Genomic DNA, 18,423 nt, shown 5'->3' with positions numbered 1-18,423 from the left:
CTTGCTCTGGAGGATCAGAGTTCGAACGGATCCTGCGTCAATTGCAACACCAGATCGGCGTTCGACACGTCAATGGGGGTATCGTTCGGACGTTGCGCAAAAGCCTGCTGGAACGTTGAGCCCAATGCGCCGATGGCGTCAGCACCGCCGCCGCCCCCACCGCCGCAGGCCGCGATCAAGGCCAGTCCTGCGCCAGTCAACGCCAATCGTAAATGTGTAAGTGTCATGTCGTGCTCCTTTCTTGCCTATGCATCAGTTCACTACCGACACGGTACCGTTTGGAGACCCTGGGATCGGTTTGTTGAGATATGGAAATGCATTCTGCAGCTCTGTGGCCGAAATCGGCGCGCCGTCGGTCAGGGCAACGTTCCCAACCGGGGCTTGATCAGGCGTACAGAAACCAAGGTTAACGAGGTCGCTGGTTGTATCCTCTTCTGCGCCATCGACGCCCAGTTCGGCACCCAGAGGGACCGGGTGGCACAGCGCGCCTAAAGCCACACGCAAGATCACGTCGATGATGTCATCGCCAGGGCGACGGCCATTGGGGAATCCAGCCAGATCCTCTGCCACCACACCAAAGGAATTCTGCGCATCGCGGAGCGTGGGCGGGACGGCCGTGTTCAGACGCATCATTTCGGCCGCAGTGACGTTCTGCGGCTGGTTCAGCCCCGGCAACCCGGTCAGGAACGCTGCAACCAGATCAGTGCGCGGCAGGTTCTTGGGCGCAACATTGTCAACCAGACCAAGGTCGGGACCGAACAGCAACTCGACCAGACGCGGGAATGTCGGGTTGGTCACATAAGTGGCAAAACTCGCATCATCGATGGGCTCAGACCCATTGAAACGATCCTTGTCGGTGATGCCAATGACGATCTCGTTGACCAGCGGCGTCGACAGGCGCGATTGCTGCACCAGTGCGCCACCCACACGGGACGTATCCTCGTAGCTGGGTGACGGATTTTCCAACTCGCCTTGTGCCAAGCTGGACGATGTCCATGCCCCGATGACAGGGTCGTCGCCTTCGGTGACGCACGAAATCGGCAGCTCAAGCGCCAGCGTGGACACGTTTACCTTGCCGAACACATCGTCGTTCACCCGGCTCTGGGTGATCCCGCCGTCAAACCCGGCACCATCGCCCGCTCCCGGCGCACTGTCGCCTTCGATCGGAACAAAGTTGATGAGGTCGAACACTTCGCCCAGGTTCAATGCGAAGGCATCAGCGCGCTGGCCGACAAAGACCCGACCAGGCATGTCGCAACCCGCCATGTCGAAATCATAAATGAACTGGTTGGCATACCCGTCATAGTCAGGCAGTGTTTTCAGACCGACATGATCCAGTGGTTTGGTAAAGGTGACCTGCCCAGACCCGGATTGAGTGATGGCACTGCGGGTGCCACTGCGGCGATCCCCTTCAATCAGCGTCAATTGATAGCTCTCCGACTCGTTCAACAGCGACTGATCATTGGGCAGGATAGGACCCGCGTATTTTAGTGGAATCGCAACATTCACACCGCCAATGTCCAGACCGATGCCAGCACCATTGTTGGCCAACTGGTTCTCGAAATCGAACTGAAAGGTCAGGTCCTCGATCGCATCGCCATCGTTGTCGATGTGGATCTCATAGATCCCGTCGGCGTCCATCGTGTAGTAGCTAGGCCCGCCATAATTCACTTGCAGCGGCTGATAGTTCGCCAGCAGCGTGACATATCCTTCGCGGCCGGGTTCATAGCTTCGGAACATGTAAAAGTCCGTTCCGTCTACTTTTGGATGCTCGGTGATGGCAGGCGCTTCTCGGTGCGACGACGCCGCAACAGGGCCAGTTATAGCCGCAAGAACAGCCACAAGGGCGGAGCTTAGGGCCAATGCCTTTTGGGTCTTCATATCATGTCCTCTCAGATCGAATTTGCGCACGGCTTCCCCGATCGCAAAAACACATGCTTTTGCGCGACAAGCCGTCCGACAGCGGAACTCAGCCCTGGCGCGGAAACGCGCGGTTCTGGGACTTCAGGTGCTGCACCCAGCAAGACGAAGGCGCAGACAAAAAAGTTTCAGGTTTTGAAACAAGATTGCCGGCCCGCCCGTACTGGACAGTACGTAGGTAGGAAGGATGCGCATAGTGACCGGTCTGGAACAGATCAGCAGCACGGAATGGCTGTCGTCGCTCCTTCTTGGCGGGGTACTGGCTTGGGTGTGCGTGTTTGATCTCAGATACTTCCAGATCCCGGATATCGCCAGTCTCGGCCTCGTTGGCGCCGGACTGATCCTCAGCATATGGTCATCGTTGATCGTGCCCACCGACGCCTTGTTAGGGGCGACCGTGGGTTACGGTGTCTTCGCCGCTTTGGGCGCTTTGTTCTTTTGGCACACCGGTCAGGACGGGCTGGGATTGGGCGACGCCAAGCTTCTGGCTGCCGCCGGTGCGTGGCTCGGGCCAATGGATCTGCCTGTCCTTGTGGCCGTCGCAGCGATCAGTGCGCTTTCCTTTGCCCTTCTCACACGGCAGTGCAGGATCGCTTTCGGCCCGTGGCTGGCAGGCGCATTCTGGATAATCTGGATGGTGCGGATCAGCGCCTAGGCGCTGACCAGAACAAGGCAACCGGTCGGCATTGCGATTTCGGGATGCACGCTGCCGGGTTTGGCAACTTGAGCATCGCCTGCCGAATACAGTTTGCCTTCAATCCACAACTCCCCTTCAAGGATAAACAGGTGCTCGGCCCGTTCGTGAATGTGAGGCTTTATGGACGCGCCTGGCAGGCACCGCAAAAGGTACATGGAACGACCTGTTTCGGTCTCTTGCGCCAGCACCTTTTTCCAGACCTTTTCCGACCGTTGCTCCCAAACGCCTTCCTCGGCCCGTACGCTCTGGAACGGGGCGGACTCCGCGCCATCAATCTCGGCCTCGATCATGTCGAACAGGCCTTCGGGCGGCGCGGCCTCAGGCAGCCGGGACAGCAAAGGCGACAAATGCTCGGCAAATGCGGCTGTCTCATCCCTCAGATCGGGGCGCGTGCCCGGCAGGGTCGCATCAAGGCCCCCCAACGCGGCACTCAAGATCTCGGCGGAATGTGTCGCATCGCTCTTCTTCATATCATCGCTTCCTTCAAAGCCGCGATTCCGCGGCGCACCCAGCTTTTGGCCGTTCCGACCGGAACATCCATAACGCCAGCCAACTCGATATAGGTGTAGCCCTGGAAATAGCACAGCAGCAACGCTTGCCGATATTCCGGGCGCAACTCATTCAGCAACTTGCGGATAACCATCGTGTCCAAGGTCGTGCCAGCGGGGTCCGGATCACCGCCGATGTCGGGAATTTCATCCGAAAACTGGACAAACCCGCGGGCGCGCTCTGATCGTAGCCTGTCTATGGCACAATTTCGGGCGATGGATCCGATCCAAGACAGCGGGTTGCCGCAGTCAGCTCGAAAATGCCCCGCCCGTTTCCAGATTCTCACATAGGTTTCTTGCGCGACTTCGCTGGCAATCTCACGATCCCGGAGGATCCCAAGAACCACGCCAAAGACATAGCGCGAGCTCACATCATAGAACCGTCGGAAGGCTGCGCGATCTCCTGTCGCGCAGGCCGTCAACAGTTCCGCCTGTAATCGGGACTGTTCTGCCGTCCCCATTTTTGCCCTGACGCCCCCATGTTGCTGGGACCTGGGCACCAACTTGGTCACACCCACATCCGGTCCTTTCCCTCATGCTGTTTCATAGCACTACGGACCCCACCGATCAAAAGATGCACTCCATGAGAATCTTTTCGTCCCGCCCCATCAGGAGCGTATGTTCGGAGCGGTCATCGGTTGGCGCATGGCGGTGCATAGTAATCAGAAAGTGGGTGTGTCCGCGGCACTTGGCACGCACGAGGTCGCGCAATCCAGACCCGTGCAACGTAACGGACCCCAGGGGAATCCACACGGCATTTGCTGATTGACGGGCCACGATCTTCTGCCGGTCTGACAAAGCGTTGGTGACCACGTTGCCCGCCACCAGCCCTGCCAGAAAGGCGCCGATGACAAGCCAGCGGCGCGTGCGTGCGGGTAGATCAACCGCATCATCAAGGCGCGCTTCGATTTTCGCGAACAGGTCAGGCGTAGGCTCCGCCTCTTCCAACAGATGCACCAGAGGAGTCGCCGCCCCGACATCCGGATCGACCTTACTTGATGGGCGCAAAGTGGCGCGTAGGCGATGGACTAAGCTCTGCATACTGCGATCGGTTCGCGGGAAACGTGTGAATGTATCGGACATTACGGGCGCCAAGGCAGCGCGGTTGCAGCTTCCCCAGCGTCAGCTGCCTCAAATTCCCGCATACCATTCATAGCCGCGGTCTTCCCAATAGCCGCCACGTCCACGACCGACGGCAGAAAAGTCATCGACCAATTCGATTGCGCGGATGTATTTGGCCATCTTGTACCCCAATTGCCGCTCGACACGCACCCTCAACGGCGCTCCGTTGGGGACAGGCAACGCGGCACCGTTCATGCCCCACGCCAGAATCGTTTGCGGATGGCGAGCATCCACCAGATCGATGGTTTCATAGTACCGGACCGTTCCGGACAGGCTGCGTTCGATGGTGTCAAAGCAGTGAAAAAGCACATAGCGGGCTTCGCTGCGCACTCCTGCCACGCTGAGTACGTAAGCCAGAGGAACACCCGTCCAATCAGCGATACAACTCCACCCTTCGACACAGTCATGGCGGGTGATCTGCCGCCGCACGGGCATCGTGCGCATCTGGGCAAGAGACAACGACAATGGCTGGTGCACCATCCCGCCAACTTCCAGTCGGTAGTCGGCAAAATCGGTGGACTTCAGCGCCAGATAGGCATCGTCCTGCGGATTGGTGACGCCATTCGGGCGCTGCGGCTGTCGGATATCTGCAGCAGAATACTCTGTGGCCAGCGCGTCGCGATTCAGCACACCGCGCTGCATCGCCATTGTCAGGTCATTCGCCCGCTCCATGAAGCGGCGGATGGTGTTATCAGGCGCGCTCAGCCCATCCAACACCTTGCATCCGCCCAGCAGCGAGGCCGATGCGGCGGTCATTCCGGCGCGCAACAGCGCTCGGCGTGTCAGCAGACGATCAGACATCATCCACCTCCCCGACATCAGCACGATACCAACCGGTCAGAATAGCCCGCATTTCGTTCAGGGGGCCGGCCAATAGAACCATCGCAACATGCACAATGAAAAAGCCTGTCAGCGCCGCGGCGACCATAAAGTGTAGCGTACGAGCCGATTGCCGCCCTCCCAACACTTCGGGCAACCACGGCAGTGCGGCATTTGCACCAGGCGACATCGCCAACCCGGTGAGAACCATCAGTGGGAACAGGACAAACAGAACCAGCCCATAGCTCAATCGCTGCAGCGGCCCGTACCGCGCGCTGTGGCGACACCGAAAGCGCAGGTGCGCTGCCAGATCACTCCGCAGCCCAGCCCAGTGCTCACGACGCATCAACAGATCACGGCGCAACCGGCCCGCCACCAACGCACCCGCAAGCCATATCAGCAGCGTCGCTACAAACACCCACGCGAAAAAGAAATGGATTACGCGGCCAGTCGCAAGATCTACACCGCTGGGAATAGTGGCCCATTGCGGGAACGCACGCGCCGCCCCATCGGATGTCCCGAGCACACCGAACCCTCTAGCACGCATCCCAAAGAGCACGACAAACCTGCGGTCATCTTCGGCGCCGATGCGCAACACTGCGTTATCGAATTCGAACCCTGATTGATCGCCCCAATACAAAACCGGATGCGCGTTGAAAATCTGCAGGCCGGACAGCAGCAGAAAAAACAGGCAGGCCGCCCACGTCCAATGGGTGATCCGCGTGATGCATGTATGGCGGCGCACCAGCGGGCCGGGTGAATCGGGCATATCCATGGGTTCGGTCTCCTCTTGGGTGTCAGGCAGTACGCCGCCAGTAACGCGAGAGTTTCAGGACATTACTTCAATTCGAGGTGGACAGACTGGGCGAAACTTTTTCGGGGTTGGCTCCGTCTTTCCCGCTGTCCCCGCGGGGACACCCAAACCAATCGAAAGGAAATTCCATGTTCATCCCCCGCAAGACTGCCGCGGCACTCCTGTGCCTCGCACTTGGCCCCACTGCCTCCTACGCCGCAAATCCCGATGTGGGCGGCGCTCCGATGTTCACGAACAAGAACATCATCGAAAACGCGGTAAACTCAGCAGATCACACAACACTGGTGGCGGCCGTGAAAGCTGCAGGTCTGGCTGACGCACTGATGAGCGACGGACCCTTCACCGTGTTTGCGCCTGTTAACGATGCTTTCGCAGTTCTGCCCGCTGGCACGGTTGAGACTTTGCTTAAGCCCGAACAGAAAGAGCAACTAACCAAGGTCCTTACGGCACATGTTGTCGCTGGTGACATTACTGCCCAGGATATCAAAGCCAAGGCTTCGCGCAGCAGCGATGGTTTCGTGCACCTCGAAACCTTATCGGGCGACGCCTTGTCGGCTCAGGTGCGCGGCAACAGCGTTTTTGTCTATGATGAGAACGGCAATGCGGCCAAGATCACTATCGCAGATGTCGACCAGTCCAACGGCGTCATCCACGTTGTGGATAAGGTTCTGCTTCCAAAGTAGCACGAGCATTCTCGGGCGAGAGATACCTTAGATCACTCGCCCGCAAGACCAGTGGGTCGCGCGAAAATTTCGCCGTCTGAAATTGCGTATTGGCTTGGCACATAGCAACCTGCACGGATGATGAACCCGACGACAAGGCGTTCAAAGCGCATTTTTTCTTTCACCAAGATCAATGTCGGGCTCGCCGGAACTAACCGTTGAAGATTCCCGCCGCGAACAAGATCACTCAGGGCTTCGAGATGGCGCTTTGAGTAAGAAGCGTTCGAGTCCTGCTCCATAAAAATCCAGCGTTGTTACAGTTCAGGTTTTTCGCATGCCAAGCAACAACCACTGCATGACAGCAAAGACCACAGGACTGGATCAATAGCAGTCGGATCGGTGCACTGGCGTGCTTAAAGAAGCGGGGTCAGTGGCTACCCTAAGGTAAACATGCCCGACAGTCCTCCAGTCTGGTAAAGCGCTTCCGCCAAAAAATCCAATATGCCGAAGTTATGCGCATAAAACGCTCCGATTGCAGCGAAAGACACGGGCGGCGGACACGAGACGAAGACGCCAAGTACGCCGATGGCGAACGCACAAAAACATGGAACCCGTATGATGTGGGGGATTTGCCGGAATACCCAATCCGCCAGAATGCCGAAATCGGTCCGCATAATAACGGGCAAGCCATACGTTATTGCGATGCGGTCGATGCTTCAGCCCTACGCGGTTTTGTCGCCGCTCAAACGTTTTTGACCAAAAGTCAGTTCTTCAAAGTCCTTTGCAGCGAGCGGTCGCGAAAAGTAATAGCCCTGCAATACGTCACATCCCAGCTTGCCCAGGATCTCGACGCCTTTTTGCGTTTCGACACCTTCGGCGACAACCTCAAGGTTCAGGCGTTCGCTTAAACCGACTATGGTGGAAATGATCGATTGTGCTTCGGGCTCTTCGATACCAAACACGAATGAGCGATCAATTTTTAGCCGGTTGAGTGGCAAGGCCCGCACGTAGCTCAACGACGAATAGCCGGTCCCGAAATCATCCAATGCGATGGTGATACCTGCATCAGAGAGTTCCTCCAAAAGAAACTTCGTTGCCGGAACATCATCGATCAAGACACCCTCGGTGATCTCCACTTCAAGTCGCGTTGCGGGGAATTTTGTTTCGTCGAGAATGCGTTGAATCTTCTGCGCGACATTGCTGCGCATAACTTCAACCGGGGACAGGTTCACCGCCAACATGAGCGGTGTACCATCTTCCTGGGGCGCCCACTTCAAGGCATCCAAACAGGCCCGCCGAAGCAATTGCTCGCCAAGTTCGTGGATCAAGCCCGTTTCCTCAGCGATAGAAATGAACAAGTCGGGCGCTACAAAACCAAGCTCGGGATCATACCATCGCGCCAATGCCTCGGCACCGATCATGCGTCCGCTCTGCGCGCAGTGCTGCGGCTGGTAGTAGGACTCGATTGATCCGGCCTGCACAGCTTTACGAAGGCGTTCAGTCACGATGATCCGCTTTTGCACACCATCCATCATGTTGCTTACGAAGGCGACGCATCTGTTTCGCCCACCCCGTTTTGCTGCATACAGCGCGAGATCGACCTGACTGAGCAAAGTGGACCCTTGGTCAGTGTCCTGAGGGAATTTTGCGATACCGACGGAGCCAGACAATCCGATCTCCAGATGATCAATGTCAAAGGGCTTCGACATGCTTTCCAACAGTCGTTGTCCGATTTGATCCTGAGCGATCAGCATTTCATCGGCCTTCAGTTTGCAAATGACCAAAAATTCGTCGCCTCCCAAGCGGGCGACTTTTGACGCCCCGTCGACGGCGGCCTTTAGCCGCTCCGCCATCACCTGAAGCAACTTGTCACCGACGGTATGACCGTAGCCGTCATTGACCTGCTTGAAACCATCTAGGTCGATCTGGAAAATAATTGCATGGTCCCTTTCCGGGTCCAGATCTTCGAGAAAAGCCTGCACATAATTTCGGTTGTAGACTTGGGTAAGAGGGTCGTGTTTTGCTAGGAACTCAACATGGCGATTTGCTTCTATGGTTGCTGTCGCATCTGCGAAAATACCCCTGAAACCAGCGTAACCAGCATCTTCATACTGAGGTCGACCTTTCATCACGATCCACTTGACGGCACCGTCTGACCGCGACCTCAAGGGCAGAACGACATTGTGCAAGTCAACCTTTTCGTCGAAGGCTTTCTGCACCTTACCGACTTCTGACTGGTGATCCGGCTCAATGGAATTGCCAATGGTGTGGATGAGGTCGGCGCCCTCCACCGCGCCATCATCAACGCTCAGAAGTTCGAGAATTTGGGACGGGCAACTGACCAGCTTTCCCTTTGCATCGGTGCGCCAAATCCATTCATTGCCATGTTCTTCGTAGTCTTTCAGCAAGAGATCAACGACTTCGGTCTTGTGCGCCAGCGCCTCATGGTTTTTGAACGCACGCATCTGTTCCTTGGCACGTTCCAGCGTTGCGTTGAAAATTGCGGCCGACGCGACCACTGCCAAAACCCCAAGCAACAGGTCCTGAGACGTTCCCTTGGCAATGGAATACAGGGTTGGGACTGAAATGAGCGTCGTGGCTTGAATGGCCAGATACCAGAACGCGGCGATTGGGGCATGAGCGAACCCGATCGTTCCCAGGGCGAGGCTTCCCACCATGACTGAGGTCAAGACCGTTTTCGAATCCCCATCGGCAAACGGAAAGAACAACACGAACCCGAGGCACCAAATGGATGCGTTGATTTTCGTCTCGGTGACAAAGCGCGTCATGTCCGAAGCATGCCCATCCGTTCGGTAACTGGAAAGCCAAGCCCAAAAAAGCCACCAAGAGAAAGCAAGCATGACGGCAGTCCAACCAAGCACCATGCCATTTACGCCCGCACCCCACGCCTGAAACGCGAGGACCGGGGCGAAAAACGTATTGCCGATCACAAACACCCGCATCTGTTCGATCGCGCCGCGCATCTGCAGCTTCCGCAATCGATTGGCGGCATCAACAGGCATTGTCTCGAGCGAGATATCGTCCAGTCCAATTGCGCGGCGAACGAAGGTCGTGACAGACGTTAAAGCATAATTCATTCGAAATTGGCCCAGTGTTCCGGCGGGTCGGTTAAAGGAACAAGCTAGTTGCACAGTCGCTGAAAAAACGTGAATTCTCGCAGTCAGCCGACATCTAATTGCCTAAGTTTTAACTGAAATTTTTGGCTCACATCTGGGCAGGCTGAAACTCCGTCGATCGGTTATGAAAGACGGCACGGAAGCCTTCGACAAAGCAATTGAGTAATCACTTTACAGGGCTGATGGGGTATCAAGCGGCTTAGTGATCCTCTTGCAATTCAAAAAACAGCGTTGCGCGTCAATGTCTTGCGGTTGCCTGAAGCTTTCCAGTCCTGAAAATTACCTCCGGTCGAGGTTAAAAAGTCGAATTTGGAGACACAACTGTTCGCGACAGCGTAACCCGCTTGTGCCCATCAGGGTTAAGGGCCGCAACGCGCCACTTGAGCCGCTAAAGGCCGCCCAAAACTGCAACATTGAGGAAGTAGTTTTCAAGCTGCTGGTCACAAACTAGGCGGCTAGGGTCATTTTGACGATGCCACGGAGGCGGCATTCAATTGTGACCGGCAACCACCATCGTATTCTGCCTTTGCTAGGTACAACGCCTCCATTTTTTCCTCAGAAGACATGGCATGCATGCTGCTCTCGGCCATGATGGTCAGTCGATCAATCACAATTGGTCTGCCTCATCAAACTCCACTGGCCGCAGAACGCCGATACCGACTTGGCGCGGCAGACCGATTTGAAAGGTTCTGAAGACTTTGAGCCCGCCAACGACCAAAGTGATCCTTCAATCAACTTCGGCAGAATGATCGCCGTTAAGATCGATACGAGCACCCACTTCAGCGCTGCCCTGATCTGTTTCTAATAACATCAACGCGTTAGCAGAAAACAGCACGGACAGAATGGGCGCATGGAAGGTAGTTCAGTTAAGGTGGTCCTGAATTGCCTACCGCCATCGCCGAACATGCAGTCTCATTAAGCTACCCACACTTCGAAAAGCCGCAAGATGCGCAGGTCATGCATCCTTCAATCATCCGCATTTCGAAACTGCCGCAGCTTGAACACGACTTGCCACGCGGCGCATCAAGTCCCACGACCTCAGCCTTTGGATCGGATTTGAGGCCCATGCCTTCACCCTCAATGAAGCCGGTCGCGATCATGTGCTGTTCGATCACGCCGCCAATCGCCGCAAGGATCGATGGGATATATTTGCCCTGCATCCACGCGCCACCACGCGGGTCGAACACCGCCTTGAGTTCCTCAACCACAAAACTCACGTCCCCTCCCCGCCGGAACACGGCAGAGATCATGCGTGTCAGCGCTACAGTCCAGGCGAAATGCTCCATGTTCTTGGAGTTGATGAACACTTCAAACGGGCGACGGTGACCGCCGATCACCAGATCGTTGATGGTGATATAAAGCGCGTGTTCGCTGTCAGGCCATTTGACCTTATACGTGTTTCCTTCCAAGGCGTTGGGCCGGTCCAGCGGTTCGGCCATATAGATCACATCACCATGGGGTTGCAGCGGTTCAGAGTCATCGTTTGCGAGGACGGACGCTTCCTTGGGCTTGTCCTCGGCCACCGTCAGTACGGATCCCGTCACCGCGTTCGGGCGGTAGGTCGTACACCCTTTGCAGCCCGTGTCCCACGCCTGCATGTAGACATCCTTGAACGCGTCAAAGCTGATGTCTTCCGGGCAGTTGATGGTTTTGGAGATCGACGAGTCCACCCACTTCTGCGCGGCCGCCTGCATCTTGACGTGATCCGACGGGGCCAGCGTTTGTGCGTTCACGAAATAGTCGGGCAGCTCCGCATCGCCGAACTTGTCGCGCCACATTTGTACAGCGTAATCAACTACTTCCTCCTCGGTCCGGCTGCCGTCCTTTTGCAAAACCTTGCGGGTGTAGGCATAGGCAAAGACCGGTTCGATCCCCGACGACACGTTGCCGGCATAAAGGCTGATCGTGCCTGTGGGCGCGATGGAGGTCAGGAGCGCGTTGCGGATGCCGTATTCGGCAATGGCGTCGCGCACGTCTTCGTCCATCGCCTGCATGGTGCCGCTTGCCAGATACCCTTCGGCGTCGAACAGCGGGAAGGCACCCTTTTCCTTGGCGAGGTCCACCGAGGCGAGATACGACGCACGGGCGATGGCTTTGAGCCATGCCTCGGTCTGTGCCGCTGCCTCGTCCGAGCCATAGCGCAGGCCCAGCATCAAGAGAGCGTCGGCCAGCCCGGTGACGCCCAGACCGATGCGCCGTTTGGCGGCGGCTTCTCGCGCTTGTGCATCGAGAGGGAAGCGCGAGGCGTCGACCACATTGTCCATCATCCGCACCGCGGTGGCGACCAGGTCGGCCATCGCATCCCCGTCCAATTCCGCATTCCCTTCAAAGGGTTGACTGACCAGGCGCGCCAGGTTGATCGACCCCAGAAGGCACGCGCCGTACGGCGGAAGGGGTTGTTCACCACAGGGGTTCGTGGCGGCGATTGTCTCGCAATAATTCAGGTTGTTGGCGGCGTTTATGCGGTCAATGAAGATCACACCGGGTTCGGCGTAATCGTAGGTCGATTTCATGATGCCGTTCCACAGATCGCGCGCCTGTACGGTCTTGTAGACGGTGCCTTCGAACTCCAGATCCCACGATCCGTCGGCCTTGACCGCTTCCATGAACGGGTCTGTCACCAGCACGGACACATTGAACATGCGCAGGCGGGCGGCGTCGGATTTGGCGGTAATGAAATCCTCGATGTCCGGATGGTCGCAGCGCATGGTCGCCATCATGGCCCCGCGGCGCGATCCGGCGGACATGATCGTGCGGCACATGGCGTCCCAAACGTCCATAAAACTAAGGGGTCCGGAGGCGTCGGCGGCCACGCCTTTGACCCCTGCCCCTTTGGGCCGGATGGTCGAGAAATCGTAGCCGATGCCGCCGCCCTGCTGCATGGTCAGGGCCGCCTCCTTCAACATCTCGAAGATGCCACCCATGCTGTCGGGGATCGTGCCCATGACGAAGCAGTTGAACAGGGTGACGGAACGGGCCGTGCCTGCCCCCGCGGTGATGCGGCCGGCGGGCAGAAACTTGAAGTCTTCCAAGGCGTTATAAAACGTGTCTTCCCACTTGGCGGGGTCTTTTTCCACCTTCGCCAGATCGCGGGCAATGCGCCGCCAGCTGTCTTCGACCGTGGTGTCGATGGGGGTGCCGTCCGCATCCTTGAAGCGGTATTTCATGTCCCAGATCTGTTCAGCGATCGGCGCGGCGAAACGTGTCATCAAAGCATCCCCATGGCGAGGGCCGAATCTGTCGGTCCCTTTGGCAGGAAACCACGCTACCGCAGATAGCGGCACTTCGCTACCCTAAACCCCACACATTGCACCTGCGGCCATGCGCGCTACAATATAGGGTGTGGCTTGGGGACGACTCTGTGGATAAGTACATCAACCTGATCAAGCTGTCCGTGGGCAGCGAGACCTATGACGATCTGGCCGCTTGGCAGCAGACCAAGCGTGCGCAGACGGCGGACGGCTACCCGCGTCATGTCACCCGGATGTGGCCAAAACGCGAGGCCGAAATCCTGAATGGCGGGTCGATTTTCTGGGTCGTCAAGGGCGTTCTGACCTGTCGCCAGCGCGTTATTCGGCTGGACGAGGTGATTGGCAGTGACGGCATTCGGCGATGCGCCATTGTGTCGGACCCGGAACTGGTGCGGGTGCAATCGGCGTTGAAGCGGCCGTTTCAGGGATGGCGGTATTTGAAGCCGGAAGACACTCCGCCGGACCTGCCGAAAGGGCGCGAGCGGGAGGAGCCGTTGCCGGTCGAATTGAACCGGGCGCTGGCCGAGATTGGGGTGCTGTAGGGCGCTTGAGTTAACGGACAGTTCGGTGCGGTTTTGGGGCCGCATTTTGCGAAACTGTCCACTTTGCCCTGCGGTGTCCCATTAAAGCATGCCTGACTTACGGCCCGCGCAAAAGTTCCTGCGGGCTGCGTAACAATTGTTAGAGATTTGGCTCAGCTTGCGTCGAGACGGGCGAGCAGATGGCCCAAGGTAGCGCGGTCATCCTCCGAAACGTCGGCCACGCGGGACCGCCAGAGGGTCGCCTGACTGGCGAGGATCAGACCGTCACTCAGGATCTTGAGGTGGTTGGCGCGCAGGGTTTCGCCCGACGAAGTGATGTCGGCGATGGCCTCTGCCGTTTCGTTCGCCACGGTCCCTTCGGTGGCCCCCTGACTGTCCACGAGGGCATAGTCGGCGACCCCTGCGTCGCGCAGGAAATCGCGCACAAGACGGTGATACTTGGTGGCAATACGCAAGCGGAAGCCGTGGGCCGCGCGGAAGGCGGCGGCGGCAGCATCCAGATCGTCCGTCAGGTCCACATCCGTCCACGCCTGCGGCACGGCGATGATCAGGTCGGCGTGGCCAAAGCCCATCTCGGCCATCGGTTCGACCTGCTGTTCCCAGAGGGGGAGTTTTTCATGGATGAGGTCGGTGCCGGTGACGCCCAGATGGATGCGCCCGGCAGCCAGTTCGCGGGGCACTTCGCCCGCCGATAGCAGCACCAGCGACACCCCGTCGATGCCTTCGACAGCGCCCGCATATTCGCGATCCGACCCGGTGCGGGTCAGCGTGATGCCGCGCTTGTCGAACCACTGGAACGTCTTTTCCATCAACCGCCCCTTGGACGGCACACCCAGCTTGATCATGGCGCGCCCTCCAACTCGACCAACAGGCCCGGACGGATAACGGCCCCCACAGCCGGGATTTCCTGCCCTGCGCCGAGGCGGCGGGTCAGCGCGTCGTAGCGACCGCCGGACGCGACGGGCGGCAGGTCGGGGCGCCCTTCGGCGTAGAGGCCAAAGACGAAGCCGTCGTAGTATTCCATTGAGGTACGGCCGAAGCTCGCCTCGAACCCCAGCGCGTCCACGTCGATGCCACGTGCGCTCAGCGCCTCAGCGCGGGCATCCACGCGTTTGACCGCCGCGCGGATGGCGGGCAGGTCAACGCAGAGGTCGTGCATCTGCGCCAGCGCAAAGGGCAGCGTTTCGCGGACGTTCAACAGCGCGTCGAGGCAATCCATTTGCGCTTTTGAGAGGGGCGGTTCAGCGGCGTCCTCGTGCAGAGCATTGATCCGCGCGTCGATCTCGGACTGGCTGCGCAGGCCTGTCAGAGGGGCGTCGGTTTTGGCGTTGCCTGCAAGCAGGGCGGCGCGGGTTTCGGGGACGGGGCTGCGACCCGAGAAGCGGTCGAGCAGCGCCCGGAACCGGCGGGGGCGCCAGATGTGGCGGCGCAAGGCGGCCTTGCGCCGGTCGCTGGTGTCGAGCCCGTCAACGGCGGCCATGAGGATGCCGATATCGCCGGTGGCAGCACGCAGGTTGAGCCCCTGGGTGGCGTCAGTGATCAGGGCGAACACCTCGGCATCTGCCGCCGCCGGGTCGGTGCGGTCAAAAACCTCGTAGCCCACTTGCAGGTATTCATTGGCGCGGTCGGGGTCGTCTTCCTGCCGTCTGAATACCTCGCCCGCGTAGGTGTAGCGCGCCGGTTCTGCGCCGGTGTCCATGTGCATCTGCACCACGGGCACGGTGAAATCAGGGCGCAACATCTGTTCGCCGCGCAGGGCGTCGGTGGTGACGTAGGCGCGCGCGCGGATGTCTTCGCCATACAGGTCAAGGAGCAGGTCCGCCGGTTGCAGGATTGGCGGTTCAACCGCCTGGGCACCCTGCGCCACGAAGTGATCCCGCAGGGCATACGCCCGTTGGCGTGCTTGGGTCATTGGTTCAGGATCTCTTGGACCTTGGCCAGCATCTGGTTGCGGGGCACTTCGAACTGGCTGGGGTTCTCGGCCCATTCCTCGTGCGTGGCGGTTTCGGCGATTTTCGCACCAAGGTAGAGGTCCTTGATCTGGACGACGCTGCGCGCCTTCTCGTCCGCGCCTTCGATGATGGCGATGGGGGCATTGCGCTTGTCCGCGTATTTGAGCTGGTTGCCGAAGTTTTTCGGGTTGCCCAGATAGACCTCGGCCCGGATGCCCGCTTGCCGGAGTTCGGCGACCATCGCCTGGTAGTCGTCCATGCGGTCGCGGTCCATGACGGTGACGACAACGGGGCCTGCTTCGGTGGTGCCAATGCGGTTCGTGGCGCGCAGGGCGGCAAGCAGGCGGTCGACGCCGATGGAGACGCCGGTGGCGGGCACTTCCTGTCCCGTGAAGCGCTTGACGAGATCGTCGTAACGCCCCCCGCCCGCGACGGAGCCGAACTGGACCGTCTGGCCCTTTTCGTTCTGGACGTCGAAGGTGAGTTCGGCCTCGTAGACGGGGCCGGTGTAATAGCCCAAGCCACGGACGACGGAGGGGTCGATGACGATGCGGTCGGGGCCATAGCCTGCGATAGAAACTAACTCGTGAATCTCTCTGAGTTCAGAAACCGCGGATTCGCACAACGCATTCCCTTGCCCCACTTCAGACAAGACTTCGATCGCGACCAAAGATGGGTGTGAAGGAGCGTTTTCCGGTCCCAATGGGCCAGCAAATGCAACAGGTGCCGGTTTCTTGCCCTCGACGACGTCTAAGTATGCTTTGAAAAGATTATCCGGCAAATTCTGCTTCATCAGTTTGATGTTTTCAAGGATTTCGGTGACCCGCTCACCCGCGGCGACAAAGCTCATAATTGTGTCAATTTGCTCGTCATCCAGCTTTGCACCCTTCGTGAAGTCCCCGCTCTCGTCTTTGCGGCCTTCGCCCAGCAACGCACGCACGCCGTCCGGCCCGAGACGGTCGAGCTTGTCGATGGCGCGCAGGACGATGCTGCGTTCCGCCTCCTTGTCGTCTCCGGCGAGGCCCGCGACTTCCATCACACCATTCAGCACCTTGCGGTTGTTGATGCGGATCACGTAGTCGCCGCGCTCGATCCCGACGGCTTCGAGCGTGTCTGACAGCATCGCGCAAATCTCGGCGTCCGCAGCCATCGACGCCGTGCCCACCGTATCCGCATCGCATTGATAGAACTGACGATATCGCCCCGGACCGGGCTTTTCGTTGCGCCAGACCGGCCCCATCGTGTAGCGGCGATAAGGGTTGGGCAGGTCGTTGCGGTGCTGGGCATAAACGCGGGCGAGCGGGGCCGTCATGTCATAGCGCAGGGCGAGCCAGTCGCCGTCTTCCTCCTGCCAGGCGAACACGCCTTCGTTCGGGCGATCAACATCGGGCAGGAACTTGCCCAGTGCTTCGACCGTCTCAACGGCGCTCGATTCCAGCGCGTCAAAGCCGTAGCGATGGTAGACCCCGGCAATCGCCTGCAGCATCTCGGCCCGGTCCGAGACGTCGGTGCCGAAATAGTCACGGAACCCCTTGGGCGTCTGGGCCTTGGGGCGGGGGGTTTTCTTGGGCTTGGCCATGCTGGCGCTCCGGTTACGGGTTCGGGCGCGTCACTACCGCAGGCATGGGGGCTGGGCAAGCGGGGCTTGAGGTGGCAGGAGGGAGAGATGGAAAAGATGGAAGAACAAATCGCGCATCTGGAGCGCACGGTGGACGAGTTGTCAGAGGTCGTGGCGCGGCAGGAGACGGAGATTGCACTGCTGGTGCGCCGGGTGCAGATGCTGATGGAGCGTGAGGCGCAGCGCGAGGCCGATGGCGGCGGTGGTGTGGTGATCGGAGATGAGCGGCCGCCGCACTATTGAGCCTGTCAGCCTAGTTGGGATCGGTCCTGCGAAGCATATTGATCAGGGTGTCTTGAGCGCAGATGCCAGTACAGCGCCGTCATGCAACAACATATCCGCCCACTTCGCGTTGTCAGTGAAGTTTTCGTAGGCGCTGACAAATGTCGTGTTTCTTGAAAGCCGGTTGATCCGATCGCCGCACGGCTTGTTTCGACCGACATTGCAGACTTTTCGTTTCAGCTTTTCATAAGCCTGATCGGTCGAAGAATAGGGGTATTCCTCGGCCGGCAAGCCGTAGCGCAGTTGTTCATGGAATGCGGGGTCGCCGAACAGCGCGAGCGACGCCGTGAATTGGCGAGGGCAATTGTCGGAGAACCCGGTGATGTAAAATGTGCGGGGGGTTGTCGCATCGGGCGCTGTATCAAAAAGAGTGTAGCCACGGCCCTTGCGTGCTGCCTTGTCCACCACTTTTGCCGTCTGTGCCGGTTTTGCATCGCAGTTTCGCGCGATGATCCCAAAAGGAAGGACCGTGCCCACGGCCACGTCCGTGTTGTCTGGGCCGTTGCGCGCCGAAGTCGATGCCGCTCCGAACAGACCACGTCGTTTTTGCGGGTCGACCAGATCGCGGCTCGCTTCTGATTGTGCAGCTTTGGTCTTGGTTTTGTCTGGAACTACATCAAATTCGGCAGCGGGCACGGCGGCCGGAGCGACCGTGGGTTTTGTTCCTGTTGACGCTTCGGACTGCGCAGCCTGCCGCAGCCAGCCAAGGACACCCATGCGTTCAGGGACCGCTTCGTCGGCGTCCGACGAATTGCTCGACTTGGCCAAATCACTCGAGTTTCCTGTATCGGGCGCGATGTCTGAATCTGTTGCCCCAGGATCGTTTGCGGTTTGCGCTGGTCCGGTGAGCAGCTCGCCCAAAATGCTGCCTTCGCGTGCCAGTTCTTCTTCGGATGGCAAGGCGGCAGTACCGGGTTCAGGGGGCAAAGTCGCCCCGTCTGAGACGCGTTCGATCCCGCCTAAAGGGTCGCCACAGGCTGTCAACGCGAGCAAAAGCGCGCATGCCGTCGCAGATCGCTTCACGCGTCCGTCCTCCCTCAGTATCAAAACGTCCCGGTA

17 protein-coding genes are annotated in these 18,423 nt (G+C 58.8%); 4 read left to right on the top strand and 13 right to left on the bottom strand.

Annotated elements, in window-relative coordinates; genetic code table 11:
• Positions 1-14: 14 nt before the first annotated feature.
• Both Q1A32_RS08910 and Q1A32_RS08905 read right to left on the bottom strand, forming a co-directional pair.
• The gene (locus Q1A32_RS08910; protein ID WP_299651987.1) at positions 15-227 is read right to left on the bottom strand and encodes a hypothetical protein; all 213 of its coding nucleotides are present in this window, start codon (positions 225-227) and stop codon (positions 15-17) included.
• 25 nt (positions 228-252) lie between these two features.
• Positions 253-1,881: a DUF4331 domain-containing protein gene (locus Q1A32_RS08905; protein ID WP_299651984.1), complete on the bottom strand. Its 1,629-nt coding sequence runs from the start codon at positions 1,879-1,881 to the stop codon at positions 253-255.
• 226 nt (positions 1,882-2,107) lie between these two features.
• Here Q1A32_RS08905 and Q1A32_RS08900 point away from each other — a divergent pair, with 226 nt between their 5' ends.
• On the top strand, positions 2,108-2,575 hold the full coding sequence (locus tag Q1A32_RS08900; RefSeq protein WP_299651982.1) for an A24 family peptidase: 468 nt from the start codon (positions 2,108-2,110) through the stop codon (positions 2,573-2,575).
• On the opposite strand, the gene Q1A32_RS08895 is transcribed toward Q1A32_RS08900, so the two are convergent.
• The 5 genes from Q1A32_RS08895 to Q1A32_RS08875 all read right to left on the bottom strand — a co-directional run bounded on the left by Q1A32_RS08895 (position 2,572) and on the right by Q1A32_RS08875 (position 5,881).
• Positions 2,572-3,087: a cupin domain-containing protein gene (locus Q1A32_RS08895; protein ID WP_299651980.1), complete on the bottom strand. Its 516-nt coding sequence runs from the start codon at positions 3,085-3,087 to the stop codon at positions 2,572-2,574. The genes Q1A32_RS08900 and Q1A32_RS08895 overlap by 4 nt on opposite strands.
• Positions 3,084-3,626, bottom strand: a complete 543-nt coding sequence (locus Q1A32_RS08890) for an RNA polymerase sigma factor (RefSeq protein WP_299651978.1) — start codon at positions 3,624-3,626, stop codon at positions 3,084-3,086. The genes Q1A32_RS08895 and Q1A32_RS08890 overlap by 4 nt, the downstream gene beginning before the upstream one ends.
• A gap of 106 nt (positions 3,627-3,732) precedes the next feature.
• Positions 3,733-4,206 carry a hypothetical protein gene (locus Q1A32_RS08885; protein WP_299651977.1) on the bottom strand — a complete coding sequence of 158 codons (474 nt, stop codon included), beginning with the start codon at positions 4,204-4,206 and terminating at the stop codon, positions 3,733-3,735.
• 90 nt (positions 4,207-4,296) lie between these two features.
• On the bottom strand, positions 4,297-5,088 hold the full coding sequence (locus tag Q1A32_RS08880) for a molybdopterin-binding protein (protein ID WP_299651976.1): 792 nt from the start codon (positions 5,086-5,088) through the stop codon (positions 4,297-4,299).
• Positions 5,081-5,881, bottom strand: coding sequence for a cytochrome b/b6 domain-containing protein (locus Q1A32_RS08875; RefSeq protein ID WP_299651974.1), 801 nt, complete (start codon positions 5,879-5,881; stop codon positions 5,081-5,083). The genes Q1A32_RS08880 and Q1A32_RS08875 overlap by 8 nt, the downstream gene beginning before the upstream one ends.
• A 167-nt stretch (positions 5,882-6,048) precedes the next feature.
• Between Q1A32_RS08875 and Q1A32_RS08870 the strand changes: the two genes are divergently transcribed.
• Complete coding sequence (locus Q1A32_RS08870; protein WP_299651972.1) at positions 6,049-6,603, top strand: fasciclin domain-containing protein; 555 nt, start codon at positions 6,049-6,051, stop codon at positions 6,601-6,603.
• A gap of 701 nt (positions 6,604-7,304) precedes the next feature.
• Here Q1A32_RS08870 and Q1A32_RS08865 read toward each other — a convergent pair.
• Together Q1A32_RS08865 and Q1A32_RS08860 are read right to left on the bottom strand one after the other, a co-directional pair.
• Positions 7,305-9,680, bottom strand: a complete 2,376-nt coding sequence (locus Q1A32_RS08865; protein WP_299651970.1) for a bifunctional diguanylate cyclase/phosphodiesterase — start codon at positions 9,678-9,680, stop codon at positions 7,305-7,307.
• Between the two features lie 959 nt (positions 9,681-10,639).
• Positions 10,640-12,928: an adenosylcobalamin-dependent ribonucleoside-diphosphate reductase gene (locus tag Q1A32_RS08860; RefSeq protein WP_299651968.1), complete on the bottom strand. Its 2,289-nt coding sequence runs from the start codon at positions 12,926-12,928 to the stop codon at positions 10,640-10,642.
• A gap of 152 nt (positions 12,929-13,080) precedes the next feature.
• On the opposite strand from Q1A32_RS08860, the gene Q1A32_RS08855 reads away from it, so the two are divergent.
• Complete coding sequence (locus Q1A32_RS08855; RefSeq protein ID WP_299651965.1) at positions 13,081-13,512, top strand: DUF1489 family protein; 432 nt, start codon at positions 13,081-13,083, stop codon at positions 13,510-13,512.
• Positions 13,513-13,664: 152 nt separating this feature from the next.
• Here the strand turns inward: Q1A32_RS08855 and hisG are convergent, their stop codons facing one another.
• The 3 genes from hisG to Q1A32_RS08840 are packed head-to-tail and all read right to left on the bottom strand — an operon-like array spanning position 13,665 to position 17,043.
• On the bottom strand, positions 13,665-14,357 hold the full coding sequence (gene hisG, locus Q1A32_RS08850; RefSeq protein ID WP_299651963.1) for an ATP phosphoribosyltransferase: 693 nt from the start codon (positions 14,355-14,357) through the stop codon (positions 13,665-13,667).
• Positions 14,354-15,424, bottom strand: a complete 1,071-nt coding sequence (locus tag Q1A32_RS08845; protein ID WP_299651961.1) for an ATP phosphoribosyltransferase regulatory subunit — start codon at positions 15,422-15,424, stop codon at positions 14,354-14,356. Before Q1A32_RS08845 ends, hisG begins: the two co-directional genes overlap by 4 nt.
• Complete coding sequence (locus Q1A32_RS08840) at positions 15,421-17,043, bottom strand: HisS family protein (RefSeq protein ID WP_299651959.1); 1,623 nt, start codon at positions 17,041-17,043, stop codon at positions 15,421-15,423. Before Q1A32_RS08840 ends, Q1A32_RS08845 begins: the two co-directional genes overlap by 4 nt.
• A gap of 87 nt (positions 17,044-17,130) precedes the next feature.
• Between Q1A32_RS08840 and Q1A32_RS08835 the strand changes: the two genes are divergently transcribed.
• A complete protein-coding gene (locus Q1A32_RS08835; protein WP_299651957.1) occupies positions 17,131-17,325 on the top strand; it encodes a SlyX family protein in 195 nt (64 codons plus the stop codon).
• Positions 17,326-17,367: 42 nt separating this feature from the next.
• Here the strand turns inward: Q1A32_RS08835 and Q1A32_RS08830 are convergent, their stop codons facing one another.
• Positions 17,368-18,387 (bottom strand): hypothetical protein, encoded by a 1,020-nt coding sequence (locus tag Q1A32_RS08830; protein ID WP_299651955.1) that lies wholly within the window; start codon positions 18,385-18,387, stop codon positions 17,368-17,370.
• Between the last annotated feature and the right edge of the window lie 36 nt (positions 18,388-18,423).

It is taken from the genome of uncultured Tateyamaria sp. (genome assembly GCF_947503415.1).
GTDB lineage: Bacteria > Pseudomonadota > Alphaproteobacteria > Rhodobacterales > Rhodobacteraceae > Tateyamaria.
The sequence above is the reverse complement of the archived record's forward strand: the minus strand, read 5'-3'. Positions and strand labels throughout refer to the sequence as shown.